Source organism: Parasedimentitalea marina (assembly GCF_004006175.1).
In the GTDB taxonomy this organism is placed as follows: domain Bacteria; phylum Pseudomonadota; class Alphaproteobacteria; order Rhodobacterales; family Rhodobacteraceae; genus Parasedimentitalea; species Parasedimentitalea marina.
In genome coordinates this window covers 2,355,003-2,381,881 of sequence record NZ_CP033219.1, presented here as the reverse complement: position 1 = coordinate 2,381,881, position 26,879 = coordinate 2,355,003, and the positions used below count along the sequence as shown (strand labels likewise).

The 26,879-nt window shown below is 53.6% G+C and carries 23 protein-coding genes, 1 tRNA gene and 1 other RNA gene; 14 read left to right on the top strand and 11 right to left on the bottom strand.

Translation table 11 applies throughout. From position 1 onward, the window contains the following. The first annotated feature begins 201 nt into the window (after positions 1–201). Positions 202–3,345 carry an Rne/Rng family ribonuclease gene (locus EBB79_RS11525; protein ID WP_127749032.1) on the top strand — a complete coding sequence of 1,048 codons (3,144 nt, stop codon included), beginning with the start codon at positions 202–204 and terminating at the stop codon, positions 3,343–3,345. Positions 3,346–3,485: 140 nt separating this feature from the next. On the opposite strand, the gene EBB79_RS11520 is transcribed toward EBB79_RS11525, so the two are convergent. Next, positions 3,486–3,719, bottom strand: a complete 234-nt coding sequence (locus tag EBB79_RS11520; protein ID WP_127749031.1) for a sulfurtransferase TusA family protein — start codon at positions 3,717–3,719, stop codon at positions 3,486–3,488. A 93-nt stretch (positions 3,720–3,812) separates the two neighbouring features. Here EBB79_RS11520 and EBB79_RS11515 point away from each other — a divergent pair, with 93 nt between their 5' ends. The 3 genes from EBB79_RS11515 (at position 3,813) to EBB79_RS11505 (ending at position 7,274) form a co-directional block, all read left to right on the top strand. Then, on the top strand, positions 3,813–4,565 hold the full coding sequence (locus EBB79_RS11515) for a cytochrome c biogenesis CcdA family protein (protein WP_127749030.1): 753 nt from the start codon (positions 3,813–3,815) through the stop codon (positions 4,563–4,565). 94 nt (positions 4,566–4,659) lie between these two features. Then, a complete protein-coding gene (locus tag EBB79_RS11510) occupies positions 4,660–5,925 on the top strand; it encodes a hypothetical protein (protein ID WP_127749029.1) in 1,266 nt (421 codons plus the stop codon). Further along, positions 5,922–7,274, top strand: a complete 1,353-nt coding sequence (locus EBB79_RS11505) for a cytochrome P450 (RefSeq protein ID WP_127749028.1) — start codon at positions 5,922–5,924, stop codon at positions 7,272–7,274. The genes EBB79_RS11510 and EBB79_RS11505 overlap by 4 nt, the downstream gene beginning before the upstream one ends. A 301-nt stretch (positions 7,275–7,575) precedes the next feature. On the opposite strand, the gene EBB79_RS11495 is transcribed toward EBB79_RS11505, so the two are convergent. Genes EBB79_RS11495 through fumC form a run of 3 tightly spaced genes read right to left on the bottom strand, consistent with a single transcriptional unit; the run spans position 7,576 to position 9,358 of the window. Then, positions 7,576–7,794: a ribbon-helix-helix domain-containing protein gene (locus EBB79_RS11495; protein ID WP_127749026.1), complete on the bottom strand. Its 219-nt coding sequence runs from the start codon at positions 7,792–7,794 to the stop codon at positions 7,576–7,578. Beyond that, complete coding sequence (locus tag EBB79_RS11490; RefSeq protein ID WP_127749025.1) at positions 7,791–7,967, bottom strand: DUF4169 family protein; 177 nt, start codon at positions 7,965–7,967, stop codon at positions 7,791–7,793. Before EBB79_RS11490 ends, EBB79_RS11495 begins: the two co-directional genes overlap by 4 nt. Continuing rightward, positions 7,967–9,358, bottom strand: coding sequence for a class II fumarate hydratase (fumC, locus tag EBB79_RS11485; RefSeq protein WP_127749024.1), 1,392 nt, complete (start codon positions 9,356–9,358; stop codon positions 7,967–7,969). The genes EBB79_RS11490 and fumC overlap by 1 nt, the downstream gene beginning before the upstream one ends. A 202-nt stretch (positions 9,359–9,560) precedes the next feature. On the opposite strand from fumC, the gene EBB79_RS11480 reads away from it, so the two are divergent. Continuing rightward, positions 9,561–10,127 carry a hypothetical protein gene (locus tag EBB79_RS11480; protein WP_238704879.1) on the top strand — a complete coding sequence of 189 codons (567 nt, stop codon included), beginning with the start codon at positions 9,561–9,563 and terminating at the stop codon, positions 10,125–10,127. Positions 10,128–10,184: 57 nt separating this feature from the next. Here the strand turns inward: EBB79_RS11480 and EBB79_RS11475 are convergent, their stop codons facing one another. The 6 genes from EBB79_RS11475 to EBB79_RS11450 all read right to left on the bottom strand — a co-directional run bounded on the left by EBB79_RS11475 (position 10,185) and on the right by EBB79_RS11450 (position 14,737). Continuing rightward, the gene (locus tag EBB79_RS11475; RefSeq protein ID WP_127749023.1) at positions 10,185–10,655 is read right to left on the bottom strand and encodes an SspB family protein; all 471 of its coding nucleotides are present in this window, start codon (positions 10,653–10,655) and stop codon (positions 10,185–10,187) included. A gap of 136 nt (positions 10,656–10,791) precedes the next feature. Continuing rightward, the gene (gene chrA / locus EBB79_RS11470; protein WP_238704878.1) at positions 10,792–12,048 is read right to left on the bottom strand and encodes a chromate efflux transporter; all 1,257 of its coding nucleotides are present in this window, start codon (positions 12,046–12,048) and stop codon (positions 10,792–10,794) included. Further along, positions 12,045–12,854: a chromate resistance protein ChrB domain-containing protein gene (locus EBB79_RS11465; RefSeq protein ID WP_127749022.1), complete on the bottom strand. Its 810-nt coding sequence runs from the start codon at positions 12,852–12,854 to the stop codon at positions 12,045–12,047. Before EBB79_RS11465 ends, chrA begins: the two co-directional genes overlap by 4 nt. A 124-nt stretch (positions 12,855–12,978) precedes the next feature. Beyond that, positions 12,979–13,428, bottom strand: a complete 450-nt coding sequence (locus EBB79_RS11460; protein WP_127749021.1) for an ester cyclase — start codon at positions 13,426–13,428, stop codon at positions 12,979–12,981. 146 nt (positions 13,429–13,574) lie between these two features. After that, positions 13,575–13,926: a transfer-messenger RNA gene (ssrA, locus tag EBB79_RS11455) on the bottom strand. Positions 13,927–14,005: 79 nt separating this feature from the next. Next, positions 14,006–14,737 carry a FadR/GntR family transcriptional regulator gene (locus tag EBB79_RS11450; RefSeq protein ID WP_127749020.1) on the bottom strand — a complete coding sequence of 244 codons (732 nt, stop codon included), beginning with the start codon at positions 14,735–14,737 and terminating at the stop codon, positions 14,006–14,008. 344 nt (positions 14,738–15,081) lie between these two features. Here EBB79_RS11450 and acuI point away from each other — a divergent pair, with 344 nt between their 5' ends. Then, a complete protein-coding gene (gene acuI / locus EBB79_RS11445) occupies positions 15,082–16,074 on the top strand; it encodes an acryloyl-CoA reductase (RefSeq protein ID WP_127750963.1) in 993 nt (330 codons plus the stop codon). Between the two features lie 58 nt (positions 16,075–16,132). On the opposite strand, the gene EBB79_RS11440 is transcribed toward acuI, so the two are convergent. Further along, entirely contained in the window at positions 16,133–16,516 is a 384-nt protein-coding gene (locus EBB79_RS11440) for a VOC family protein (protein ID WP_127749019.1), read from the bottom strand. Positions 16,517–16,644: 128 nt separating this feature from the next. On the opposite strand from EBB79_RS11440, the gene EBB79_RS11435 reads away from it, so the two are divergent. The 8 genes from EBB79_RS11435 to EBB79_RS11400 all read left to right on the top strand — a co-directional run bounded on the left by EBB79_RS11435 (position 16,645) and on the right by EBB79_RS11400 (position 26,837). Beyond that, a complete protein-coding gene (locus EBB79_RS11435) occupies positions 16,645–17,868 on the top strand; it encodes an aminotransferase class V-fold PLP-dependent enzyme (RefSeq protein WP_127749018.1) in 1,224 nt (407 codons plus the stop codon). Positions 17,869–18,103: 235 nt separating this feature from the next. Further along, positions 18,104–18,544, top strand: a complete 441-nt coding sequence (locus tag EBB79_RS11430; protein WP_127749017.1) for a TrgA family protein — start codon at positions 18,104–18,106, stop codon at positions 18,542–18,544. 30 nt (positions 18,545–18,574) lie between these two features. Beyond that, entirely contained in the window at positions 18,575–19,699 is a 1,125-nt protein-coding gene (locus EBB79_RS11425; protein WP_127749016.1) for an NUDIX domain-containing protein, read from the top strand. 67 nt (positions 19,700–19,766) lie between these two features. Continuing rightward, positions 19,767–20,801 (top strand): cysteine synthase A, encoded by a 1,035-nt coding sequence (locus tag EBB79_RS11420; RefSeq protein WP_127749015.1) that lies wholly within the window; start codon positions 19,767–19,769, stop codon positions 20,799–20,801. A gap of 8 nt (positions 20,802–20,809) precedes the next feature. After that, positions 20,810–23,212, top strand: coding sequence for a DUF3772 domain-containing protein (locus EBB79_RS11415; protein WP_238704877.1), 2,403 nt, complete (start codon positions 20,810–20,812; stop codon positions 23,210–23,212). Further along, positions 23,202–23,924: an alanyl-tRNA editing protein gene (locus EBB79_RS11410; protein ID WP_127749013.1), complete on the top strand. Its 723-nt coding sequence runs from the start codon at positions 23,202–23,204 to the stop codon at positions 23,922–23,924. The genes EBB79_RS11415 and EBB79_RS11410 overlap by 11 nt, the downstream gene beginning before the upstream one ends. A 79-nt stretch (positions 23,925–24,003) precedes the next feature. Next, a tRNA-Ser gene (locus EBB79_RS11405) sits at positions 24,004–24,093 on the top strand. A 746-nt stretch (positions 24,094–24,839) separates the two neighbouring features. After that, positions 24,840–26,837: an AfsR/SARP family transcriptional regulator gene (locus tag EBB79_RS11400; RefSeq protein ID WP_127749012.1), complete on the top strand. Its 1,998-nt coding sequence runs from the start codon at positions 24,840–24,842 to the stop codon at positions 26,835–26,837. Positions 26,838–26,879: the final 42 nt, after the last annotated feature.

Below are 26,879 nucleotides of genomic sequence, written 5' to 3'. Positions count from 1 at the left end.
TACCCCCACCTGTCGGAGAAGAACCGCGATGACGCGCGCGCAGGCACAGAGCACCGAGACAGGACCGACGGAAAGATTTTCCGCGACCGTATCTCGTGGCGCGCCGTCAGATATCGCCCTGACAAGACATCACCCAAAACGCGCAGCTCCCCCCGGAAACGGCCGGAATGTGCGCGCGCAGGCATGGTGCACTAAGGAAACATGGCAAAGAAGATGCTTATTGATGCCACCCACGCGGAAGAAACCCGCGTCGTGGTGGTCGACGGAAACAAAGTTGAGGAGTTCGACTTTGAATCCGAGAACAAACGCCAGCTTGCTGGCAATATCTATCTGGCAAAAGTAACACGGGTCGAACCCTCTCTGCAGGCCGCCTTTGTTGACTATGGCGGCAATCGCCATGGATTTTTGGCGTTTTCGGAAATTCATCCCGATTACTATCAGATTCCGATCGCTGATCGCGAAGCTCTGATGGAAGAAGAGCGCGTCTATGCCGAGGCTATGCGCGCCAAGGATGATGAAGAAGACAACAAACCTACCAAACCGCGCCGCTCGCGTTCTCGCAACCGCACAAAAGCCGAAGACGTGGCCACCAAGGATGCGGTCGAGACCAAAGAAGTTGACGTCCCTAAGGCCGAAATTTCCGGTATGGAAACTATCGATCTTAGCGATGAGGGCGAGGCTGAAGCTGGGTCTTCGAATGTGCTTGGCACAGCCGAAGGCAGTTCTCCAATGGAGACTGTGGCGGAAACTCCGGTTGAAGAACCTGTTCAGGAACAATCCGAAGCTCAAGACGAAACTGCGGAGACTGCAGAACCAGTTGCTGTGGAAACAGCTGTTGTAGAACCAGCTGCCGGAGAAACTGTTGCTGTTGATGCCGTCGCCGAAGTTGCGCCCGTTGCTGAGGCTATAGCTTCCGCAGAGGAAACCGTCGCCGAACCAGTCGTTCAGGACGATGCAGCCAACGACACACCTAAAGAAGCACCGGTTGCAGACGGCGAACCCGCCGAAGCAAAGGCGCCGGGCGACGACGAGCCGGATGCGGAAGATAGCCGTGCAGATGCCACGTCGAAAGACAGCACAATCGAATCTGTTGCTGACGAAGATGACAGCGAAGACATTCGTCCACGCCGTAAACCACGTCCGCGCCGCTACAAGATCCAGGAAGTTATCAAAGTTCGCCAGGTTCTACTGGTGCAGGTTGTCAAAGAAGAGCGCGGCAACAAAGGCGCTGCTTTGACCACATATCTGTCGCTGGCTGGTCGGTATTGCGTTCTGATGCCCAACACCGCCCGTGGTGGCGGCATTTCCCGCAAAATTACCAATGCTGTTGACCGCAAGAAGCTAAAGGAAATCGCCAACGAAATCGACGTGCCTCAGGGCGCGGGGCTGATCGTTCGCACTGCCGGCGCCAAACGCACCAAGGCTGAGATCAAGCGCGATTACGAATACCTGCAACGCCTGTGGGAGCAGATCCGCGAGTTGACGCTGAAATCTATCGCGCCTGCCAAGATCTATGAAGAAGGCGATTTGATTAAACGGTCGATCCGCGACCTGTATAACCGCGAAATTGATGAAGTGTTTGTCGAAGGTGAACGCGGATATCGCATCGCCAAAGACTTCATGAAAATGATCATGCCGTCGCACGCCAAGAACGTGAAGCGTTACAACGAAACCCTGCCGCTGTTCGCCCGTTATCAGGTCGAAAGCTATCTGGGGGGCATGTTCAACCCAACCGTTCAGCTGAAATCTGGCGGCTATATCGTGATTGATGTCACCGAGGCGCTGGTCGCTATCGATGTCAACTCGGGTCGGGCCACCAAAGAAGGCTCGATTGAGGATACGGCGACAAAGACCAACCTAGAGGCCGCCGAAGAGGTGGCCCGTCAGTTGCGCCTTCGTGACCTTGCCGGTCTGATCGTCATCGACTTCATCGACATGGATGAGCGTAAGAACAACGCAGCCGTTGAAAAGAAGATCAAAGACAAGCTGAAGACTGATCGCGCCCGCATTCAAATCGGCCGTATCTCGGGCTTTGGTCTGATGGAGATGAGCCGTCAGCGCCTGCGGCCTGGCATGCTTGAAGCCACCACCCAGCCGTGCCCTTCGTGCCACGGCACCGGATTGATCCGCTCGGACGATAACATGGCGCTGACCATTCTGCGTCAGATCGAGGAAGAGGGCACCCGCAACCGCTCTCGCGAAGTTCTGGTGCGCTGCCCGGTCAGTATTGCCAATTTCCTGATGAACCAAAAGCGCGAGCATATCGCCCAGATTGAAGCGCGTTATGGTCTGTCGGTTCGCATTGAAGGCGACCCGCATTTGGTCAGCCCTGACTTTACTCTCGAGAAATTCAAGACTGCGACCCGGGTGGTGCAGGTCGCAGCAGCTCCTGTGGTGTCGGTTGATACATCGTTGATGGCACAAGTGGATGCTGAAGAGGCTGAAGCCAGTGATGACGATGCCGCCGACGTCGCGCCGGAAGCCGCTGATACTGTGGATATCGTCGAAACGTCGGACGAATCTGAGACTAAGCCCAAACGCAAACGTCGTCGTCGCCGTCGTCGGTCGGGTAAATCCGATGGGGCCGAAAACGGCAATGAGGATGGTTCCGGTGAAAATACCGATGCCGCTGCTGCTGCCGAGGCCTCTTCTGAGGGCGAGGTTGCTGCCCCTACTGAGGGAGCAGTCGAAGGTGAGCAGCCTGCTGAAGAAGAGACCAAGCCTAAGCCCAAGCGCACCCGGTCCCGGTCACGCTCACGGGGCAGTAAAGCCAAAACCGAAGCAGCAGCGGGCGATGCTACACCGTCGACTGACGCTCCGGAAGTGGCTGCTGTAGAGGAAGTGGTTGCTGTAGAGGAAGTGGTTGCTGTAGAGGGTGAAACCACTGTGGTGGAAACTGCTGCGGTCGAGACCACTGAGACTGAAGTTTCCGTGGCTAAAGCCGAGCCCACGCCTGAAACTGCACCAGTAGCAGTAGAAGCGGTGGTTGAAGCCGCACCAGAGGTCAGTGTTGAACCAGCTGCCGAGCCTGTTGTTGCTGAAGAGCCTGCCGTAGAACAGCCTGAGACTGCGGTGGACACGGCTCCTGAGCCAGTTGAGGCACCGGCGACAGTGGAGGTTGAAGCTGTTGTTGAGCCTGTTGCAGTTGCAGACAGCGTGTCTGAAAAAGCACCAGAAATCAGTGAGGCTGCCGTTGAGAAGACGGTTGAGCCCGAGCTGGTGGTCGAAACTATGACCACGCAGGCAGAGCCCGAGCCCGAGTTGGTATCAGCTGTTGAGGTCGCTCCGGAGCCAGAGGAACCAGCCAAGCCTAAACGACGTGGCTGGTGGTCTTTGGGAAGCTAAAATTGAAATAAGGAACGCCGGGGGAAACCCCGGCGTTTTCATTTGTGGCCAGCCGCCCTATCGGTGTGGGGTTGTTAAAACGGAGTTGGTGTTTTTCACACGCAGCACATTTGCGCCGAAGCAGATACGATGCTGCTAGGTCAATCGCCTTTGCGGACTAAGTAGATCTGATGGCCGTCTGCCTCGGTGATCTGCACCAATGTATGACCGCTTTCACTGCAAAAATGGGGCACGTCAATTACAGCTGCAGGATCGTCCGCCAAAAGTTGAAGGATTACACCTTGCTGCAACGACTTCAGCCGTTTGCGGAGTTTGAGGACGGGCAGGGGGCACAACAGGCCAATGGCGTCTACTATTTCGCTAATTTCGCTCATAACAGTCAGATATGACGGAAAATTCATCCTGTCCACAGGGATGTGACCAGCTGTCCTCGTGACCTTTGAAAACAGGTGCGCTATGGCAGAAGAATGTTTGGTATAGAAATCATTGATGCAGGCCTGCTGCCTGCCATGCTCGTCGCGCTGGTCGCCGGATTGATCAGCTTCCTTTCCCCCTGTGTGTTGCCTATCGTGCCGCCCTATCTGGCCTATATGAGTGGCGTTTCGATAGGAGATATGCAAAACCCTGGTGCGGCCCGTCGTAAGGCGATTTTGGCTGCCCTTTTCTTTGTTATGGGCCTGTCTACAGTGTTCCTGCTGTTGGGATTCACGGCGTCGCTGTTTGGCGCATTTGTTCTGCAAAACCAAGAACTTTTCGCCCAAGTTTCTGGACTTGTCGTGATCATCTTTGGCCTGCATTTTTTGTCGGTCTTTCGTATTCCAATATTGGATCGTGAGATGCGTATGGAGGCCGGTCAATCCGGTGGATCAGCGGTTGGAGCCTATATCTTGGGCCTTGCATTTGCCTTTGGCTGGACGCCCTGTATCGGACCACAACTGGGGGCAATCCTGTCTTTAGCAGCGTCTGAAGCCTCGGTTGCGAGGGGAACCATTCTGCTGGGAATCTATGCGCTTGGCCTCGGCATTCCGTTTCTGGTCGCTGCGATTTTCCTCAGCCGGTCAATGGTACTAATGAACAAAATGAAACGCCACATGGGGCTGATCGAGAAACTCATGGGTGGTTTGTTATTGCTGGTTGGCGTGATGCTGGTGACCGGCTTGTTTTCTACGTTCTCCTGGTGGCTTCTTGAGACCTTTCCAGCACTGGCGACACTTGGTTAAGTATAAGGGGTCGATTGGCCCCTTTTACTTTATATGCAGGGTCTTACTCTTGCCGGAATGAGCCGCTAGGCTGTGCCCAACGAATAAGAAGGGCATGACGGTGGATCGGGGCGGTACCAATTTGCAAAGTACAAAAGTGCGTCGGCGTCGGGTATTTTATATCCCTGGTTACGATCCAATCCACCCCCGCCGCTACCGTGAACTCTATCGCAAAGAGGGCGCGGCGCAGGCCGAGATTTCTGGCTATGATATCGCCCTGAAGGCCAAGAAAACGAAGCCCGGACCTTATGGTTGGCAGGTACGCTCTATGATTGATGAGGTTGATGTTTCCACCGACATTGAGGTGCTTGTATGGTCTGACATTGTGCGCGAAAGTATGGAAAACTCTATTCCGGCGACCTACTTGCAATTGGCCCGTACAGCTTGGGTCTATATCTCAACCGGAACTTTGCGCCGCTTGATGCAGTTGCGTAAAGGGCCTGTTATTGCAGCGTTATACCCGGTTGGCATGTTGTTGATACAAGCGCTGTTGGCCGTACTCGTGGCCTGGGGTGTTGCGCGAATTATTATAGACACGGCCGCTTTTTTTGCCCTCACTGGGCTGCTCGTTCAATTGGTAAGCCTGTGTTTTGGCTTGTGTGCAGGGGCAATGTTGCTGCGTTGGTTCAAGAAAATGGACAGCAAGTTTTTCGCTTATTACCTGATGCATGACTATGCCTATTCGGCGTCTTCCAAGGGGGCGTATTCACCCGCTTTGGAGGGCCGTATTGCCGAGTTCACGGCACTGATACAGACTGCGCTGTCTGATGACACGCTGGACGAAGTCCTGGTGGTCGGGCATTCCTCTGGGGCGCATATTGCTGTGTCGGCTCTGTCTGACCTTATCCGTCCGGGACTGCCAAATGACCATCCGCCGCTGGGTTTTTTAAGTTTGGGGCAGGTGGTGCCGATGGTTTCATTTCTTCCAAAAGCATACCGGTTACGCGCGGATTTGAAATTTCTGTCACAAAGGGACGAATTGGCATGGGTTGATGTCACAGCACCGGGTGATGGCTGTGCCTTTGCACTGTGTGACCCAGTAAGCGTCAGTGGTGTGGCATCGGACGGGAAACGTTGGCCTCTGGTCTTCTCAGCGGCATTCACCCAGACGTTAAGCCCGCAGCGGTGGGCTGAATTGCGCTGGCGCTTTTTTCGACTTCATTTCCAGTATCTTTGTGCCTTTGATCGGCCGGGAGACTATGATTATTTTCAAGTTACGGCCGGTCCTTTGACACTGCGCGAACGCTATCGAAACCGTCAGCCGTCACGGTCGCGCATTGATCAAACAGTGTCTAAGTTTACCACGGTGACCGCGCCATGATCCCACCTAAACCACCGTCCCGACCTGGGAAAGTATCGTTATGGCGCTATCTCCGTCTATTTCGTCAGGATATTCTGTCAGCACAGCCAGCCCGATTGTATCACGCTTGGATGGCCGAGTTTCGCACGCCGTTTTTTAGATCGTTTCTGATAAATCAGCCTGATTTGGTGAAAGAGGTGCTGAAAAAGCGTCCGGATGATTTCCCTAAATCCAATCGTATCGCCGAAGGGCTGCGGCCACTCCTGGGGAACTCCGTTTTTTTGACCAATGGTGAAACCTGGAAGCGCCAGCGTCGGATCATTGACCCAGCGTTTGAGGGCGGACGGTTAAAAGACAGCTTTCCTGCAATGTGGGATGCAGCTGAGGCAGCAGTTGCGCGTTTGCAAGGACAGTTGGACAAACCGATCGAGATTGAATCTCATACCAGTCATGTGGCCGCAGATGTCATATTCCGGTCCTTGTTTTCTATCCCCATTGAGCATGAGATCGCCGCACAGGTGTTTACCCGGTTTCGGGATTATCAGAGGAGCCAGCCGATCCTGAATTTGGCTGCTTTTATTCCACTACCGCGTTGGATTCCGCGGTTCTTCAAGACTTCGACCAAACGGGATGCAGCAGAAATTCGTAAACTGATCACTCAGTTGACCACCGAGCGAATGCAGGCGATCTCGACCGGAGACGCCCCGGACGATCTGGCGACGAAAATCATGACGACATCGGATCCGGTGTCCGGAGAGCGATTTGACACTGAGGAAATGGTGGACCAAGTCGCGATCTTCTTCCTGGCGGGACATGAGACCAGTGCATCAGCACTGGCCTGGGCGTTGTATTTGCTGGCGCTTTATCCGGAATGGCAAGATCGGGTGGCTGCGGAGGCAGAGGCCCTGACAGATCAGGAATTTGCAGTGATGTCAAAATTGCGGCTGAGCCGGGATGTTTTCCGTGAGGCCCTGAGGCTTTATCCACCGGTTCCAATGATGGTGCGACAAGCTGCTTGCCCGGTAGAACACTTTCGCGACAGGGATGTCCCAGTGGGGGCACAACTCGTGGTTAGCCCCTGGCATTTACACCGTCATGACAGATTATGGGACAACCCTGACGGATTTGATCCCGGGCGCTGGGGAACGGAAAATGGTAAAATCTGCCAGCGTGAAGCATTTATCCCTTTTTCTGTAGGTGCCAGGGTTTGCCCCGGGGCAGGATTTGCCATGGTGGAAGGCCCGCTCATCTTATCGATGATTCTGCGCAGCTACAAAATTGAAGTTGTTGCTGGGCGTGAACCTATACCTGTCGCGCATTTGACAGTCCGTTCACAAGATGGGATTTGGGTGAAACTGGACCGCCGCTAAAAACTTTTGGATAAAAAGTTTTTGGAAAAGTCTTTAGAAGACTTTTCCTAGCAAATGATCTGAATGATTTGATTGTTGCAGAAGATAACCACCTGATCCCCATTCTGGACGGCATGATACCCGCGACGAATGAGCTCAGCTTCGAACCGAGGTTTACCCACATTCCGTTCGATGTCCTGCATTTTTCGACGAACCACACCTCCTGTGCGGGCAGATTTTGCCTCGAATATTTGCTGCATCCAGAAGTCAGCAGGCAAGGGGCGAAAAGACCGTGACATAGTCACACGGTCTTTGATTAAGGTTAATGCTTGGTTAATCGCCTTAGGACAAACAGCCGGATCGCCGAGGCCAAGCCGCAGTCCGCTCCACGAGATTCGTCTATTTCTGCTGCCAGAACGTTGATTGGACAGCCGTCCTCTTCGGCGATTTTGCGAAAAGCTGACCAGAACTCGTCCTCAAGGGACACGGAAGTACGGTGTCCGCGCAGTGTCAGAGAGTGTTTTCGGGGGCGACTGTTCACGTGTCACTTTGGTGACCATCAAGGTCACGCTTGGTGTTGTCTCGTTTTGTGCGATCCAGCTTCTTCTCAGCTTTGGTGCGGCCAAATTTAACTGCGTTCTGAGTCGCACGGGCCTTTTTCTCAGCCCGTGCAGCATTTTTTTTGAACCGGTTCAGGTTGACCGGTTCTGCCATTACTTGGGTCCTACCATATTTTCCGGACGCACAACCCGATCAAAGGTTTCCTCATCGACAAATCCCAGTTCAATTGCTTCGTGCTTGAGTGTGGTTTTGTTTTTATGGGCAGTTTTGGCTACTTTGGTGGCATTGTCATAGCCAATCTCAGGCGCGAGGGCAGTAACCAACATCAGGCTTTCACGCATCAAGGTTTCGATGCGGTCTCGATCTGCCTGCAGATCCAAGACCAAATTATCAGTAAAGGCCGAAGCCGCATCGCCCAGCAATTGCATGGATTGCAAAACGTTATAAGCCATCATCGGCTTGTAGACGTTCAGCTCAAAGTGCCCCTGTGAGCCGGCAAAGCCGACAGCAGCATCGTTACCCAACACCTGGGCGCAGACTTGAGTCAAGGCCTCGCATTGGGTTGGGTTGACTTTGCCAGGCATGATCGACGATCCAGGCTCATTTTCTGGCAAGATCAGTTCACCCAGGCCACAGCGCGGGCCTGAGCCCAGCAGGCGAATGTCATTGGCGATCTTGAACAGTGACACAGCGACAACTTTAAGCGCGCCTGAGATTTCAACCATGGCGTCATGTGCCGCCAATGCCTCAAATTTGTTTGGCGCAGTGACAAAAGGCAGGCCGGTGATTTCGGCCATATTGGCGGCGACTTTCTCGCCCCAGCCAACTGGAGTATTCAGGCCAGTGCCGACGGCCGTGCCGCCCTGCGCCAGTTCATAGATCGCGCCAAGTGCGGTTTCGACCCGCTTGATCCCCATCGCAATTTGGTGCGTGTAGCCGGAAAACTCCTGGCTAAGGGTCAACGGAGTGGCATCTTGGGTGTGGGTGCGACCGATTTTGATAATACCGTCGAATTCCTCGACCTTTTTCTCCATCGCGGCGAGCAGCTTTTTCAATCCCGGCAGCAGTATGTCATGTGCGGTTTCCGCCGTTGCAATATGCATCGCAGTGGGGAAGGTGTCGTTGGAGGACTGGCCCATGTTGCAGTGATCATTGGGGTGAACCGGCTCCTTTGAGCCAATGACGCCGCCGAGAATTTCAATCGCCCGGTTGGCAATGACCTCGTTGGAGTTCATGTTTGACTGGGTGCCAGACCCCGTCTGCCACACCACCAGTGGAAAATTGTCGTCAAACTTGCCTGCGTACACCTCATCTGCTGCTTGAATGATCGCCGCTCCGCGTTCAGCGTCCAACTTGCCGAGTTCGATGTTGGTTTGTGCGCAGGCTTTTTTGATCACTCCCAACGCGCGGACAATGGCGATCGGCTGACGTTCCCATCCAATTGGAAAGTTGATGATCGAGCGCTGCGTTTGTGCGCCCCAATACTTTTCTGAGGGAACTTCGAGTGGTCCAAAGCTATCGGTTTCTGTGCGGGTGTCGGACATCCATCATCTCCGTCTGGTATGCGATTGTATGCCGTGTACCCCGTGCATCGCCGGGGTGCAATTGGCCAGTTGCGCGCAGCATAGACGATCATGTCCCAAGGTATAGGGGGCAGGAGTGTTCAATTTTTCGGCAAGGCATTGTCTGTCGGCCTGGGATGACTACAGTGGCTTTATTAACAGGTGTTCGCCCTAAGGAGGTCCTGTGGCCTATTTCCGCATTCCAAAATCAGTTGCACTCAAACTATTACTCGCTTTGCCGGTCTTTGTGGCAGCTGTCGTCTTGTCGGGGCAAATCGCCGTCGCGGATATTTCTCGGTTTGTTGGTGAATATTCGGGGCGGGCCGAAGTTGAGACGCGCGAAGGCAGTATGTCCCTACGAGATATGAGTGTCGTAATTCGTGAGACTGGGATTGGCTATAGCGTGACCTGGACATCCACCACTGAGAAAGGCGGCGGGCGACGCAAGGCAAAGTCCTATCAGATTGAGTTTCAGCCGACCGATCGCGATGGTGTTTTTTCGGCTGCAATGAAGCGAAACGTTTTTGGGCATACTGAACAATTGGACCCTATGAAAGGGCAACCCTATGTCTGGAGCCGTATTACCGGAGATACTCTGACGGTATTTTCGATGTTTGTGGCCCCAAACGGCGATTATGAGATGCAACAGTACGATCGCACCCTTGTTGAGGGGGGATTGCAGTTGGACTTCAACTCCCATCGCAATGGCATTCCAACCAGGTTTATTTCAACCTTTCTGACGCGCCACTAAGGCGTGATCCCAGACCTTTTACAGGCAAAAAAGGGGGTAAACTGACAGGCTTGGGGATTATTTACGGAAGCTGTCCAAGGAAACGACTTCTGCGTCCGGCTTGGCGTCATCTTCAGGCTCACTCACCAAATCTTCTACCGAAACAGGCGCAGCGGCATCTGTGTCGGTCTCTTCATCGGCAGCTTCAAACCGCAGACCAAATTCCACCGACGGATCGACAAAGGTCTTGATCGCATCATAGGGAATATACAGTGGTTCAGGAGCGTCGCCAAAATTCAGCGTAATCGCAAAACCATCTTCACCAACGTCAAGATTATCAAACCAATGCTGCATCACAACGGTCATTTCGCCGGGATAGCGATCAGACAGCCAATCGGCCAATTCGGCATCCGGATGGTCGGTGTCGAAGGTAATGAAAAAGTGATGATTTCCAGGAAGTCCCTTGTCGGCAATGTCCAGCAACACGGTCCGTATTAGACCGCGCATAGCTGTATGCATGAGATTTCCGTAGTCGATGTCGCGGGACATAGTATCACCCTTTTAGACCTTGGCTTAATTATAGGGGATTCGAACAGAAACAAAAGAGCAGCAGCATAGATTTTGTGATTATCCTTCGGGCTCTATGCTGTAGCTCCTGTGGCGTGGATAGACGCAATTCAACAATTTAAAGGAAGGTTGTACAGGCCCCGGCCAATGCCATTAGTAGTAGGGCAAAGACCATGCTGCCGCGGGTCAAGACGGTTACAAGAGCAGCAAGGCAAATTAAGCTTAATGCCACAGGATCCAGACTACTCCAGTTTGGAACAGCAAGTGACAGAAGACCGTACTCAAAGCGCTCGATCTCTGCAAACACCACATGCAGTGCGAACCAGACCGATAAGTTTAAAATGACGCCAACAACAGCAGCAGTAATGGACTTCAAGGCTGCACCAATCCGAGGGTGCGATGAGATTTGTTCAACATATGGCGCTGCCAGGAAAATCCACAAAAAGCACGGTACGAAAGTCGCCCATAGCGCGACCAGACCGGCGGCAAGGCCCAGTGCCGGACCCTGGGCCAGTAAGCCTGCCAGCATCGCGACAAACTGGGTAACCAGGATCAAGGGTCCCGGAGTGGTCTCGGCAAGGCCAAGTGCGTCGATCATTTGTTCTGTGGAGATCCAGTGATGTTTTTCAACTACGGTTTGGGTCATATAGGCGAGGACCGCATAGGCCCCGCCAAATGTTACAACGGCAAGTTTAGCGAAAAACCATCCGATATTGGCCAAAAAGTTAGCCCCTGACAGGCTGAGTGCGATCAGTGGAAGTAACCAAAGCCCACCCCAGGTCAGTAGCTGCCGACCTGCCTGTGCAGCATTGAAAGACTGTATTGTTCCGTCAATTTCACCCGCCTTTCCACCGCGTAACAGCCCGTAAAAGCCGGCTCCGAGCACGATCAGTGGAAAGGGGAGGTTCAAGGCGAACAACCCGATGAACCCCAACCCGGCCAGCACCCAGGCGTCAACACCATGCAGCGCCTTGCGGGCCAGCTTGCGCAGGGCCAGCAGGACAATGATCACAACCGAGGCTTTGATCCCCAGAAATCCTGCCTGTACCAAGTCCAGATTGCCATAAGTCGCGTAAAGCCCGACCAAAACGCTGATGATTAGGGCGCCGGGCATGACAAATAATAGCCCTGCCAACAGCCCACCAGAAACGCCTCTCAAACGCCAGCCTGCATAGGTCGCTAGCTGCATTGCCTCGGGGCCGGGCAGCAGCATGCAAAAGGACAGCGCGCGCAGAAACCCCTGCTCGCTTAACCAGGGGCGATCCTCAACCAACTCTCGATGCATGACCGCAATCTGGGCCGCAGGGCCGCCGAAACTTAGTAAGCCAATGCGCCCAAAGACTTTGAACATGTCCCGCATAGAGGGGCGCATCATCCTGTCACCGCAGGCCAGTCATGGACTTCGTCATGCCCATCCCGTGCCCAGCGATATAGTGCGTCGTACAATGGCAGGGCTGCCTCAAGCTGGTCGCTGTCATTTTTGTATTGGCGCGACAGACCCACGGATAAGGCCAGTAAACCGGCCGCTTGTGGCGACAGATCCAGCCTGTTGGTGTCGGCCGCTCGAATTACAGCAGCGAGCCGTGTCAGAGCGGGTGTGGCCAGACAAAACTCTTCGATCATAACGTCAAAACTGCACAACGGGCCCCGATGTGTCCAAAAGGTATTTTCGATGTCAAAGGGGGTTGCATTGAAATTTTCAGCTACGGCGGAGACTTCGGCCGGGGGGACAAAAAGGAACTGAGCTTTGGGATCAACAAAGCGACGGATCAGCCAGGGACAGGCGATGCGATCAATCTTGGGGCGATGGCGAGTTACCCAGAGGCCACCAAGGTGCGGCTGTGGCAGGTTGGCCACGGGCACCAGCGGCAGCCCGGCATCGCGCCAAGCATGGTTGCCACCTGCAAGAACCTCTGCCGCGATGCCATGATTGCGCAATAGCGCAGCAGCCCCATGTGAGAGTTTCTTGCCTTTTTGGCAAATTATCACGGTACGTTGCCCCCTCAATTCGGGCAGCAATTGCAACAATTGATCAAGGCTGTGCTTCCGTGCTGATGGGATCAACCTTGGGTCCAGGGTGAAGTCGTCATCCCGCAATACGTCAATCAAAATCGGCGCGTCGGGTGTTCCGATCAAGCGCATCAATTGTGTCGGGGATATTTCAGAAAATGCAGTCGCCATTGGGCATCCTTTCCGTAAACGGAGAATTGGATGCGAACCTTGGGCCTAAGCCTCACGGGGCGGTCGCACAGACCCCATAAAGTGATGCAATACCCTAGCTGGCGTGGTTGTCAAGTTGGATGCCTCATGTCCATTTTAGTCGCTGACCTGTTAAGCAGATGAGCAGAGCATCTGGTGGAATTTGTCCCAGTTGCTCGAAAAGCGAAAAGAAATTAGTTTGGCTATGTATTTCAGCTATCCGTATTCCTTCGAACCGGACAAATACTTGCCCGGTTAATTGGATTGCATCATCATTGTCTGCATTTTTGGCATCAATGACAGTACGCACTGCTAGCCATTCGTCTTGTTCTAGCACTTGGCTGAAGCTGATTTTAATATCTTTAGCCAATTTCCGAAGGGCGACAACCAGGTCGGCATAGTCATTGGAGCGCAGACTGAGCTCAGGAATGGATCCATTTGCCTCTGTGCCTGGGATGAACATCTGATCGATGGCACTTAAATTGCCATTGGTCCAAACTTCGTCGAACCAATATTGTAGTGTCTCTGCCTTAGTCATTGCGTCGCCTTCGTTCATGCTTTCGAACTTCACTTGGATGCATGAAGAAAAGGTAAATCTAGCATGTGCATTATATGAGCCCAATGAAGAGTGACCTCAAGACCGTTTGCGCCGCAAGGATTAAGTGCATTTACATTAGGCCACTGACAAATGTCGGAGAGAAAAGTGCAGGTTTCTGTTGCCAGGTACCTGCGAACCCCGCCAAACGCTGCAAAGCGAGAGGACTTAAGTTTTCGATTTCTCGAACTGCTTACGCAGCCAGAGCCATCGGAGCACGATTGTCATTTGCAATTGTACAGTTTTCGCCGGTAACGGTGGCAGACAGCCGAGACAAAGCTAACCCCTTTAGACGTTCGTCGATCCTATTTCGTCCCCATGATCCCCAAATGAAGGATGTTTGGTGGAGACGCCGGGTACCGCCCCCGGGTCCGATCCGCTTATGACGAGCGCATTTATGTCCATAGTCCCCGAGGGAACAGTGCCAATATAGGACTGAAAGACATGAAGTTGAAGGGGGAAAAAGAAGAAATAGCAGAACCCGGCCCGGGGCGGCTTTGTTCAGAGGGTAAATTTAGATGACTTGGGGTTGGATAGATTACTGCGGTGCGGACCTTGCTGCAAAAACACTTGCAGCTAAGTTGCGTGTTTCGGCCTCTAACTCATTCAATCCACGTGTCGCTGCAATGCCGTCTCTGGCTTCGATGGCATCTGCAATTTGACTGTGCAGCAGGATGATTTCTTCTCTGGATCGGGCTGAGAAAGTAATCATATTCATCAAAGGTTGCATGGCTTCAACTGACCCGGCCAATTGGTATGATAGAACTGGGTTACCAGCCCCATCGACCAAGGCGCGGTGAAACGCGACATCAGAAGCACAAAAGGCTTCGTCAGTCAGATTTGGTTGGCTTTGCCGGAATATTTCGGCACGCATGGTGGCCAGGTGATCGGGGGTGCGCCGCTGGGCGGACATTGGAGCGCAAGCCCGCTCCAGGGCGTATCGGGCCTCGCAGGCTGTATCAAAGCTGACTGTATTCATCGACAGCAACAGCGTCGACGTGGTGACGTGGTGACTATAGGCCTCTTCAAAGCTGAGCCGGTTGACAAATGCCCCTCCGGTTGCACCACGTTGGGTGCGGATCAGCGACTGCGCCGCCAAACGTTTCAAGGCTTCGCGGACAGTCGGGCGGGAGACAGCAAACTGGTCGGACAATTCGGATTCAGACGGCAGGCGCTGATCGACAATGAGGTCGCCGTTGATAATGGCATCCTTGATCGCCTTGGCAATCTGTGCCGAGAGGTCGGCAGAACTGTTTGGATCGATCTTCATTGTCTTTTCCGATGTTGTGCCAGCATACAAAGTCACTTTTCATTTGTCTGACATTTAAAAGTCTGACATTTAGAACACAAGCCTTGAACCGATGACCGTAATAGCTGGAGAGTGACATGAAAGCCAGATCAATACGGAGACCCAAAGTCACTAACAGTTGGCCGACTTCTGTCAAATCAACTGGAGCGAACCAGGTTGAAGGCCACAGCTGCAATTTGTGATGGAGTTCACGAAGTTCTGGTATCTAAAAATTGGGGGCTCTGCCCCCGCCTACGGCCCCCCCGGGATATTTATGGCCAGATGAATAAAGGTCAGGGTAGGGCAGACCAAGAGGATGTAAAATGATGTTCAACGCATTGGTTGTGACGAGAGACGAAGAGAGCAAGAAGACCTCGGCCTCGGTGGAGCAAATCAGCCTGGATCAACTGCCCGACGGTGAGGTGACGGTGGCTGTGGAGTATTCCACTGTGAATTACAAGGATGGACTGTGCATAGGTCCCGGCGGCGGGTTGGTGCGAAGATATCCGCATGTGCCAGGAATTGATTTTGCCGGCACTGTCGAAGCGAGTTCGGATGATCGATATCAGCCCGGTGACAAAGTTGTGTCGACCGGATGGCGGGTTGGCGAAGCTCATTGGGGTGGATACTCGCAAAAGGCCAATGTCAAAGCAGATTGGTTGGTGCCCTTGCCCGAAGGGCTGGATACCCGTCAGGCGATGGCTGTGGGGACGGCAGGATTTACCGCTATGTTGGCGGTTATGGCACTGGAAGATCATGGGTTGAAGCCCGGCCAGGGTCCGGTGCTGGTAACGGGTGCTGCAGGCGGTGTAGGATCTGTCGCCACAGCAATTTTGGCAAATCTTGGCTATGAGGTGGCGGGTGTCACCGGGCGCCCTGAAACGACGGAGTACCTGACAGCGCTGGGTGTGACACAAGTTGTGGCACGCGATGAATTGAATGAGACCGTTAAGCGTCCGCTGGAAGCTGAAAGCTGGGCTGGCTGTGTGGACGCGGTTGGAGGTGCCATGCTGGCGCGGGTGCTTGGACAGATGAAATACGGTGCTTCTGTTTCAGCTGTTGGTCTGGCTGGCGGGGCAGCACTGCCTGCGACCGTCATTCCGTTCCTGCTTCGCGGTGTGAACCTTTTGGGTATCGACAGTGTCATGCAGCCCTATGACAACCGGGTGCGGGCCTGGAAGCGGATTGCCTCGGATCTTCCGATGGACAAGTTAGAAGCTATGATCCAACCGGCGCGGTTGAGTGATTTGCCTCAACTGGGTGCAGATATCCTGAAGGGTCAGATCAAGGGGCGCGTTGTTGTTGATGTAAACGCCTAACTGTTCTTGAGACGATCAAATATCGATTGGCCCCGATGACACTCGGGGCCAATTTTGTTTAGTGGTCGTGACCAAAGAAGAATCCAATTGAATTTCCGTCAGGGTCCTTGGCATAGAAAAATTTACCGGGTGGGATTTCGATGGCGTCCGATGTGACTTCGCCCCCCGCTTTCGTTACCCGCACCATCACTTCCTCCAGCGTTCCTTGGGCCGCCAAGTGAAGGGTTGGACCGCTCCCGTCGATTGCGGGTTTTCCAGGGTAGAGATGCAGGGCGACTCCGGTTTTTTGATCTGCGGGTTTGAACATCGCAATTGGGTTTGGGCCGCTATCGTCGATGCTCAGATGTGCACCAGTGACGGTTCCGTAAAATTCACAGGCTTTGGCCAAGTCGGTGACGGGTAATTCACCCCAAACCAAGAAATCTTTAGGAGAGTAGGTCATGTTTGTAAGTCCTCTGTTTTGATCTGACCTGCCTATCAAGGCCTGATGTCAGTTTTCGTCATTTGGCACCGGGCTTGACCTAAGCCGCTAACAGCGGCAGAAATTTTTCAACAGAACGGGGAGTGACAATGTCATTGGATCTAGATTTCGTACGCAGCCAGTTTCCTGCATTTGCCGAGCCATCCTTGGAAGGGCAGGCCTTTTTTGAAAATGCTGGCGGGTCTTATACTTGTCAGGCGGTGATTGATCGGCTGACCCGGTTTTATACCCAACGAAAAGTGCAGCCCTATGCACCTTATGAAGCTTCAAGGCTGGGCGGGGCCGAGATGGATGAAGCCCGTCAGCGCCTGGCGGCCATGATGGGTGTTGAAACGGACGAATTGAGTTTCGGGCCTTCCACCACGCAGAACACCTATGTTTTGTCACAGGCCTTCAGAACGTTTGTCGGGCAAGGCGAAGCCATCATTGTGACCAATCAGGACCACGAGGCAAACACCGGGCCGTGGCGCCGGTTGGCTGATCAAGGGATTGAGATCCGGGAATGGCAGATTGATCCGCAAACGGGACATCTGGATTTGGCAGATCTGGCAAACCTGTTGGACGAAAAAGTTCGTCTGGTTTGCTTCCCGCATTGTTCAAACGTGGTGGGGGAGATCAATCCAGTGGCTGAAATCACGGCAATGGCTCATGCTTCTGGAGCGTTTGTCTGTGTTGATGGCGTGTCCTATGCAGCACATGGATTGCCGAATGTGGGTGATCTGGGACCGGATATCTATCTGTTTTCCGCTTACAAGACGTATGGACCACATCAGGGGGTGATGGTTGTTCGGCGGGCTCTGGCAGAAATGTTGCCCAATCAGGCACATTATTTCAACGGCGATGTGGGGTACAAGCGCTTTACCCCTGCGGGACCGGATCATGCACAGGTGGCGGCCTGTGCAGGGATCGCCGATTACATTGATATGCTGTGTGATCACCATGGTGGTCCGAAAAACGACCCTGCAAAGCGGGCAGCTTTTGTGCATGACCTGATGCGCGCACATGAGGTCAATCTGTTGCAGCCATTACTGGATGCGGTAAAGGATCGTAACAACGTACGCTTGATTGGACCTTCTGACGCAGCGGTCAGGGCGCCAACTGTTGCGCTGCAGCTTAACGGCCCGGTTTTGCCTGTTGCTGCAAAATTGGCCGAGATGGGGATTATGGCGGGCGGAGGAGATTTTTACGCTGTTCGTGCATTACAGGCCCTGGGTGTTGATCCGGAAGCCGGAGTGTTGCGCCTTAGCTTCACCCACTACACCTCTGAATCTGAAGTTGAAAAACTGATTTCAGCACTTGATATGATGCTTTGATCCAGTGCTGTACGCGCAAATGTGATGCGCACGCCTGTTCTGTTTTTGACCGGGCATAGCGCATACCCAATGCGCCGGCTACGGCGCGTTGGGCTCAGGTCACTGGCCAGAAAATTGGTTGGGGATTTCGAAGGATGTGAAATTTCTATCTAACCACTTGCGCGGCGTCATTTAAAACGGGAACCTGCGAGGCAACGCAGACTATAGTTGCACTTCACTAGATGGATTTGTCCTTATGCCCACCGGAGCCAAACTAACGGCCGCTGTTTGCCTGGCCTTCCTTGCCTTTATTCTTTCAGGCCAGGTCAAGCCGCTGATGCCGGAAGGCACAGATTTCAGCAACTTTACCCCATTTAACATGGCAATCGGTTTGGTCATCGGTTGGGTGGTGATGGGTAAACGCGCAGGTCGGGGCACGGTTCCTGCCATCAATAATGGTATCAGCGGTGTCGCAGTCATGTTGTTTTGGGCGTTGTTTATATATGGCGGCAAAGAGATGTTCCGGCTGGCGATGCGCAATCGTTACGACGGGCCATTCGAAGCATTGTCACAGATTTTTGTAATTGGGATGAACTATGGAATTGATATCTTTGTTCCACAGGTTATTGCGACTGTATTGATCGGCGCCGTTGTTTCGGGGCTGGCAACCGAAAGCGCCAGCCGTCGTTGGCGCTGATTTCGCTTTAATTCTAAAGGGCTATGGGACGTGACCGATCTATTCTTCTATGGAACTTTGCGCTATACGGCATTGTTGGAACTGGTATTAGGGCGATCCGGTAAAGCATTGGATCTTTCACAAGCCAGTCTTGCGGGGCATGGGATTTTTGCCGTGAAAGGGCAGATTTTTCCGGCAATCGAAGAACGGCAGGGGCACATTGCGCAAGGCGTTTTGGTGCGGGGCCTGTCACAGGATGATGTCGATGCCCTAAATTTCTATGAGGGTGGATTTGACTACGATCTAAAGGATGTGGTCGTGCAAACTCCTGACGGCCACAACGTTACCACACAGGTCTATTTCCCGGAACCCGGCTTGTGGCAGACGCAAGAGCTCTGGGATTTGCAGGGATGGATTGCCAAATGGGGGGCTCTGACCCTCCGCGCAGCACAAGAGGTGATGGCCTATCAGGGCCGGATGACGGCTGCAGAGGTCGCCAAGTGCTTTCCCTCAATTCGGACCAGGGCAGGGGCCTGGCTGGATGCTCAAGCTCGGTCTGGAGATCCGGAGCACGACCTGAGCAAAGATGTCGTTGTACATAAGCACACGCGCGCACATCTCAATTTCTTTGCAATGGAAGAGATGGACCTGCAGTACCGTCGTTACGATGGCAGCTTGAGCCCGGTGATTAATCGGGGTGCCGCCTTGGTTGGCCGTGCCGCTGTGGTTCTTCCCTATGATCCGGTCCGGGACGAAGTCCTGTTGATCGAGCAATTTCGTGCTGCCACCTATATTGCCGGCGAACCGCGTCCTTGGATGTGGGAACCTATTGCTGGGTTGATTGACCCAGGCGAAACTGCCGCGCAGGCGGCGCACCGTGAAGCAATGGAAGAGGCCGGCGTTACATTGTTAGCTTTAGAACCAGTGGCGCAGGTCTATCCGTCGAGCGGAGCATCCGGAGAATTCATTCACATCTTCGTCGGGATAGGCGATCTGACGGCGCGGGCGGCAGGCGGCGGGATTGCTGCCGAGGGAGAGGATATTCGGAGCAAAATCATTGGGTTCGATGAGTTGATGGCCGGAATTGATGGACAGGCCTATTTAGATATGCCGCTTGTGACTGCAGCGCTATGGCTGGCCAGACACCGTGAACGGTTAAGGCCAGTATGTTCCTAGCCTCTTCTTTCCTTGAGCTCGCCTCGGGGCTTGGTTACATCTGTGGGAATTGATCGAAAGGGACACCATGCGCATCGCACGTGATTTGGCTGACGCCATTGGCCACACACCTCTTATTCGTCTGAACCGCGTCAGCGACGAGACAGGCTGTGAAATTCTAGGCAAAGCTGAATTTATGAATCCGGGCCAGTCGGTGAAAGACCGTGCTGCCCTGTATATCATCAAGGATGCCATCGCCCGTGGAGAGCTAAAACCCGGCGGCACCATCGTCGAGGGTACGGCTGGTAATACTGGCATTGGCCTGGCGCTGGTTGGTGCTTCGATGGGGTTCAAGACAGTCATTGTTATCCCGGAAACCCAATCCGAAGAGAAAAAGGACATGCTGCGTCTGGCTGGTGCACAACTGGTTCAGGTTCCGGCAGCGCCCTATCGCAATCCAAACAACTTTGTTCGCTATTCGGAACGTCTTGCGGCTGAATTGGCCAAGACCGAACCCAATGGTGCGATCTGGGCCAATCAGTTTGATAATGTTGCCAATAAAAAGGCGCACCTGGAAACCACCGGTCCCGAGATCTGGGAACAGACTGATGGCAACGTCGACGGCTTTGTTTGCGCCGTAGGTTCGGGCGGCACGCTGGTTGGTGTTGCCGAAGCCTTGCAGCCCAAGGGCGTTAAGATCGGACTGGCTGATCCGATGGGGGCTGGATTGTATTCCTATTACACCACCGGTGAGATGGCCATGGAGGGCAGTTCTATTGCCGAAGGTATCGGCCAGGTGCGGATCACCAAAAATCTGGAAGGATTCAAGCCTGATTTCTCATATCAGGTGCCGGACGACGAAGCGGTGCCGTATATCTTTGACTTGCTGCATGACGAGGGACTGGTTCTAGGTGGGTCTTCCGGGATCAATATCGCCGGGGCCGTACGTATGGCCAAGGAAATGGGCAAAGGGCACACCATTGTGACCGTGCTGGCTGACTATGGTACGCGCTATCAGTCCAAGCTTTTCAACCCTGAATTCCTGCGCGAGAAAAACTTGCCGGTGCCGGACTGGATGACCCATACCCCGGCGTCTATTCCGGGTGTATTCGAAGACATATGAGTCAGTCTATGCAGCTCCTCCGGTTCGCCCTTACAGTTCTTTGTTTTGCTCTGTGGGGGACTGGGGGGGCTGATGCTCAATTGTCCGCAACTGAGCGGAACTATTATCAGGGTTGGCTCAACACTGCAGAGCGCGCTGAACTGGTCATTGACCAAGACCGGGCATCTTCCGCCTCGCTGGAGGTGCTGCGTCGGGAAATAGCCGACCACAGAGAAGTGTTTGCCAGTGCGCGCGATAACAATGCCGACCGCATTGGAACCCTAAACTCTCAACTTAGTGCTTTGGGACCTGCTCCGGGAGAAGGGGAAATTGAGGATGGTGACCTTGCCGCCCTTCGATCCTCGCTGAACGATCAACTCACTGCACTGCGGGTGCCACGTGTTGTGTCAGAAGAGGCTCACAACCGGGCGAATGGCCTGATTTCGGAAATCGATCGCATTATTCGCAAACGCCAGACCAAGGCGCTGATGCAACGGGGCCCATCCCCTGTGAACCCCGAGAATTGGGCAGAAGCCCTGCGTGAAATATCTGCTGCTGTAATGGGCCTTTGGAACGAAACCCTGTTGCAGGTTCAAAGTGACACCACACGTGAGAACTTACAAAATAGGTTGCCAGTCATTTTAGGCCTGATTTTAGCGGGTGGATTGCTGGTGTTGCGAGGGCGAAGCTGGACCAGTCAGGTTGGCACGTATTTGCGTCAAGTTGGCATACGGGACACCGGCGTGTGGAGCTTCCTGGTGTCCCTGGTTCAAGTTTTATTACCGCTTCTGGGGGTGATTTTCCTGACCCAGGCCATCTCAATGTCGGGAATTTTGGGCGTGCGAGGGGCTTTGATACTAGAATCGGTTCCTGGCTGGGCCTTGATACTACTGGCGTTCAACTGGCTGGGACAGCAAGTGCTGGCATCACCTAATCGGACTGCACTTCTGCCTGTTCAAAACAGACCACGCCGAGAGCTGCGCCTGTTGGTTGTCTTGATTGCAGTCATGTTGGTTCTGCGGGACCTGATTATTCAAATCGATCAGCTGGAATACCTGTCGGATGTCACTCGTTCGGTGGTTGCTTTTCCAATAATCCTGACGACCGCATTGCTGCTTTTCCGGGTGCAACGCCTTGGTTTGAAACGTTTGCAAGAGACCACCGAACAAAACGAAACGGTGGGAGTTGCAGGCGCAAATAAACTTGTCCGTGCCGTGCGGCGGGCCGTCTACATGCTGGCGGGACTGGCCCCCATTTTGGCGGTCTTCGGTTATATTCATGCCTCCGAGGCGATAATATATCCAGTTGCAGTAACCCTATTCGTGATCTCAACAACACTGGTTATCCAGCGGGTTTTAGGGGCCATTTATGCCTTGGTGACCAGAAACCCCGAAGCCGCACAAGATTCGTTGTTTTCAGTGTTGGTGGGGTTTGTTCTTGCGATCCTGGTCATGCCAGTACTGGCGCTGATCTGGGGTGCAAGAATCGCTGACCTGACCGAGCTTTGGTCCAGGTTTATGGATGGTGTTCAATTTGGCGACACCCGGATTTCACCTAGTTCATTCCTGATGTTTGCCCTCGTTTTTGCCGCAGGTTATGTCGCGACGCGTATGGTCCAAAGCAGTCTGCGCAATTCCTTACTGCCCAAAACAAAACTGGACCCGGGTGGGCAAAACGCCATTGTTTCAGGGACTGGATATCTGGGAATATTCCTGGCCGCAGTGGTCGCGATTTCCTGGGCCGGGTTGGATCTTTCATCGCTGGCTATTGTCGCAGGGGCCTTGTCTGTTGGCATCGGTTTTGGTTTGCAAACGGTGGTTTCGAACTTTGTCTCTGGCATCATTCTGCTGGTGGAACGGCCGATTTCAAAAGGCGACTGGATTGAGGTCGGCGGCATGATGGGATATGTGCGCGATATCTCAGTGCGCTCAACCCGGATCGAGACTTTCGACCGGACAGATGTGATTATACCAAACTCGGATCTGATCACTGGTGCGGTTACCAATTTCACTCGCGGTAACACAGTGGGCCGGGTTATCGTGCCGGTCGGGGTGGCCTATGGCACAGACCCAAGGCGAGTAGAGAAAATCCTGTTGGATATCGCCCAGGCCCATCCGATGGTTTTACTGAACCCTGCGCCGAGTGTGGTTTTTCAGGGATTTGGCGCAGACAGTCTGGATTTCGAAATCCGTGCGATTCTGCGCGATGTGAACTGGGCCCTGTCTGTTCGATCTGATTTGAACTTTGAAATATCTCGTCGCTTTACTGAAGAAGACATTGAGATTCCTTTTGCTCAGCGTGACCTGTGGATCCGCAATCCCGAGGTTTTAACTCCGAACTCCACTACTCAAGATCTGCATGAACCAACCCCCGCGTTGGTACATCCGGACCTAAGCGATCTGGACGCACCCGAGGGCGACAATGAAAACTGAACCACTCTTCCAAAGCGATGCTTATCGGCGCGACTGTTCCGGCCGGGTTCTGTCCCACACCGAACAGGGTGGCGTCGTGCTGGATCGCGCATTGTTCTATCCCACAGGCGGAGGGCAGCCTGGTGACGCTGGGCTGTTAAGCTGGCAAAATGGTACATGTACAATCGCGACATCGGTAAAGGGCAGCGGTGGGGCCATTGTTTTGGTGCCTGCTGAAGGCCAGACTCTGCCGCCTGTCGGAACCAAGGTGAACCAAGAACTTGATTGGGAGCGGCGGTTAGGTCACATGCGGGTGCACACGGCGCTTCATCTGCTTTCAGTGGTCATCCCGTTGCCGGTTAGCGGTGGCTCTATCGGGTCAGAAAAAGGGCGATTGGATTTCAATATGCCAGAGGCCCCCGCAGATAAGGCAGAACTGCAGTCACAGTTACAGGCGCTGATCGACCGTGATCTGCAGGTCACCGAAAACTGGATCACCGAGGCTGAACTGGAGGCCAAACCCCAGCTTGTTAAAACCATGTCCGTGTCGCCACCAATGGGTGCGGGCAGGGTGCGGCTGGTGCGCATAGGGTCCACAGACGTGCAGGTTGATCTGCAGCCCTGCGGTGGCACCCATGTTAAGCGCACTGCCGAGATCGGCAAAATCCGCATTGGAAAAGTCGAAAAGAAGGGCAAATTGAACCGACGTGTCTATCTGCATTTGGACGGATGAAATAATCGGCTGTGGAGCTGACCTTTTTATAATGTTGGCCCTTGCATTCTAGGCGAGCATCGGTCAAATACCGCGCAGTGGACAGGTGGCCGAGTGGTCGAAGGCGCACGCCTGGAAAGTGTGTAGGCGGGAGACCGTCTCCAGGGTTCGAATCCCTGTCTGTCCGCCATAATCTCTTTATCCTCAGCCAAGGACCTTAACACATTGAAGGGCTTGTGGTTTTCGCAGTCCGAAAGCCTCGTTTCTGCGCATTTGGTAATGGGGCTGCAAAGACCAGTATTAGCTGGGTCTTGCGGCTATCAGGGTTTGGTGACGTCTATCGATACCAGTCAGTGCCCTCTTCTGTTCGCCTTGCTTCTCCTCGTAACTTTGACGGCGATGGTCTCAAATATCTCGGAACATCGCACTAACTGTGGTTATCAGTCCTGCCGATGGGCGCATCCGTTTGATTAGCTCCTCGAACGCGCCTTCCAGTATTTCCTTACGAATGGGTTTTCTGCATTCATCAAACTGCTTGTTGAATCACTTATAGTAGGGATAACGCTTGTCGCGCCCCTTGGCCCAATAAACAGTGAGCTGGTGGCGGCAGCAATCATAAGTCACAAATCCCCTGTGTGAAATTTCCTCGGCTGCGTCAACGAGAGCCGCCGCATAGGCCTACTTGCCAAGGCGCTCCCGCAAGAAGGTCTGCATATCCATGGCGGATGGTTCCTGGCGTTGATCGGGCGTTAACTTGCTGATTGGAAGCGGGAATGTTAGGGTGTGAAACTGCCGATATTTGCCGAAACTCGGCTGCCAGGCGCTGCGGTAACCATAGGGCTTCGGTGTTGACGAAGTTTCCATTGCGAGTGAAGCTCTGTCCGTAGGTAAAGGGACAATGCAAGTCGCACCGTTTGGGGCGTGTGGGGGGAAGGCGTGGATCAAGAAAGCAGTGGCTATCACCTTGTCACACTAGGCGAATGGCGGCTGGAGAAAGACGCTCGAGAAATTCCCATTCGGGGGCGCAAGACAAAAGCTCTGATAACCTTCCTCGCATTTTCTCAATTCAGAACCCATCAACGTCGTCGATTGGCAAATTTGTTTTGGCCTAGTCTCAGTGACACGCAAGCGCTGGCTTCTCTTCGACAGTCGCTCGCTGAAATTAGACGCTGCACCGATACATCGCCCGCCCTGATCAATGCGGGCCATTCCGAACTCCAGATGCTCTCCAACATCATTCAGTTGGATGTGGAAACTATGGTGGCCGAAATCCACGATGGATCGGTGGGAGACGAAATCCTCAAGTCGTTGCTCCAGCTGCCTGATCTTCTGGTGGATTTTCACGCCATCGGTGAAGATTTTGACGATTGGGCTACCCAGACCCGTGCGAGCTTGCAAAGCCGCTGCATTGACGGGCTCAGGAATGTTTACGAAGAGAGTGATATCGAGCCAAACATACGCCTCCGCGTCGCGCAGACTGTTTTTGCACTAGATGGGTTCGATGAATCCGCCGCACGAGCGATTATCAAATCATTCGCGGAGCTAAATGAGCTTCCCAAAGCCCTGGCGTTTTACGATGATCTTTACACTACTTTTGAAAGGGAGCTGGACGCCGAACCATCCCTGCGAACTCAGGATTTGGTGGCCCAGATCAAGTTAAATCTCGATGTGCCCGAACGGATTTCAGCAACGGATCCAACATCTCTGCTGCAAACCATCTCGGGAACTGTTCGCAAGACAGAAAACGCAATAGCGGTGCTGCCTTTTGAATCTTTGGGTCCCCATGACTTGCCGAGCTACGTTCAGCTCGGGTTGCTCGATGAAGTCACCTGCGCGTTGGCCGGGGCCGTTGCGCCTCCGCCGCTTTCTTCAAACTCCATGCGCCGATTTTTGGACCAACCAAACCTGAGCGCCGCTCAGGTAGGCCAAGAGACCGGCGCGCGTTACGTTGTAAGCGGATCAATTCGCTCAGATGGTGTCGACGCGAGGGTTGCGGTCCAGATGGCCGATACGTCGAGCGAGCAAGTTATCTGGGCAGAGATTTACCACCGACCGCTCGCCGAGGTTGTGAATCTTGAAATGCCAATCGCTGCAAAGATCGTAACCTCATTTACTCCATCTTTGCACGGAGCTGAACTGGGAAGGACGAGCTCTTTGTCACCGGAAGATCTGGAGCCGTTTCAACTGGTTTTACGAGCCCGTGATCTAATTTTCAATTTATCCACGGATACGTTCCAAGAGGCGGGATTGCTCTTGGAAGCCGCCACACGCAAGGGGCAAAGCTATGCGCCTGGCTTTGCAGCCCTGGCCGATTGGCACTCTGTTCGGATTTGGCAGGGATGGTCTGAAGATCCGGAAACAGACCAAAGGCTGCTTGAACGACATGCTCTGAAAGCAATCAACCTCAACCCTGCAGACGGGCGCACAATGGCATTCCTCGGCCACAACAGATTAATCTTCTCGTATAAATACAAAGAAGCGCAAAGCTACTTTGAAAATGCTTTGCGGTATATGCCTAGCGATGCCGAGACTTTGAACTGGACTGTGCCCGGGCTCACTTATTCTGGCAACCCAAGCGAAGCGATTAAAAACGGCGAGCGGGCGCTGGTGCTATCTCCATTCGATCCGTTCCGATTTCGAAATCAGCACTTTTTGAGTATCGCCCACTACGCGCAACGCAATTTCGAACGCGCCGCCGAACTGGGATTGAGAAGCTTTGAAGACAACCCGACCTACGTATCAAATCTAAGGTTCACCATCGCCTCGTTACACGCATCAGGTCAAAGATCACGGGCCAAGGAGCTCGTTACATACCATCACGAGATCCAGCCAGATTTCAGCGTGTCCAAAATGATCTCGCGCCACCCTTTTCAAAGCCAGGATAAACGAATTCGGTACGGGCGGCACCTCGTCGATGCGGGCCTAAACCCGTAGCGATTACCGTTGGGCAGGGTACAACATACACTTTTTTAACGT

Excerpts from the sequence above, each read along its gene's own strand:
- EBB79_RS11525 (WP_127749032.1), top strand. The coding sequence starts at position 202 with ATGGCAAAGAAGATGCTTATTGATGCCACCCACGCGGAAGAAACCCGC.
- EBB79_RS11520 (WP_127749031.1), bottom strand. The coding sequence starts at position 3,719 with ATGAGCGAAATTAGCGAAATAGTAGACGCCATTGGCCTGTTGTGCCCC.
- EBB79_RS11515 (WP_127749030.1), top strand. The coding sequence starts at position 3,813 with ATGTTTGGTATAGAAATCATTGATGCAGGCCTGCTGCCTGCCATGCTC.
- EBB79_RS11510 (WP_127749029.1), top strand. The coding sequence starts at position 4,660 with ATGACGGTGGATCGGGGCGGTACCAATTTGCAAAGTACAAAAGTGCGT.
- EBB79_RS11505 (WP_127749028.1), top strand. The coding sequence starts at position 5,922 with ATGATCCCACCTAAACCACCGTCCCGACCTGGGAAAGTATCGTTATGG.
- EBB79_RS11490 (WP_127749025.1), bottom strand. The coding sequence starts at position 7,967 with ATGGCAGAACCGGTCAACCTGAACCGGTTCAAAAAAAATGCTGCACGG.
- fumC (WP_127749024.1), bottom strand. The coding sequence starts at position 9,358 with ATGTCCGACACCCGCACAGAAACCGATAGCTTTGGACCACTCGAAGTT.
- EBB79_RS11475 (WP_127749023.1), bottom strand. The coding sequence starts at position 10,655 with ATGTCCCGCGACATCGACTACGGAAATCTCATGCATACAGCTATGCGC.
- chrA (WP_238704878.1), bottom strand. The coding sequence starts at position 12,048 with ATGATGCGCCCCTCTATGCGGGACATGTTCAAAGTCTTTGGGCGCATT.
- EBB79_RS11465 (WP_127749022.1), bottom strand. The coding sequence starts at position 12,854 with ATGGCGACTGCATTTTCTGAAATATCCCCGACACAATTGATGCGCTTG.
- EBB79_RS11460 (WP_127749021.1), bottom strand. The coding sequence starts at position 13,428 with ATGAACGAAGGCGACGCAATGACTAAGGCAGAGACACTACAATATTGG.
- EBB79_RS11450 (WP_127749020.1), bottom strand. The coding sequence starts at position 14,737 with ATGAAGATCGATCCAAACAGTTCTGCCGACCTCTCGGCACAGATTGCC.
- acuI (WP_127750963.1), top strand. The coding sequence starts at position 15,082 with ATGTTCAACGCATTGGTTGTGACGAGAGACGAAGAGAGCAAGAAGACC.
- EBB79_RS11440 (WP_127749019.1), bottom strand. The coding sequence starts at position 16,516 with ATGACCTACTCTCCTAAAGATTTCTTGGTTTGGGGTGAATTACCCGTC.
- EBB79_RS11435 (WP_127749018.1), top strand. The coding sequence starts at position 16,645 with ATGTCATTGGATCTAGATTTCGTACGCAGCCAGTTTCCTGCATTTGCC.
- EBB79_RS11430 (WP_127749017.1), top strand. The coding sequence starts at position 18,104 with ATGCCCACCGGAGCCAAACTAACGGCCGCTGTTTGCCTGGCCTTCCTT.
- EBB79_RS11420 (WP_127749015.1), top strand. The coding sequence starts at position 19,767 with ATGCGCATCGCACGTGATTTGGCTGACGCCATTGGCCACACACCTCTT.
- EBB79_RS11415 (WP_238704877.1), top strand. The coding sequence starts at position 20,810 with ATGCAGCTCCTCCGGTTCGCCCTTACAGTTCTTTGTTTTGCTCTGTGG.
- EBB79_RS11410 (WP_127749013.1), top strand. The coding sequence starts at position 23,202 with ATGAAAACTGAACCACTCTTCCAAAGCGATGCTTATCGGCGCGACTGT.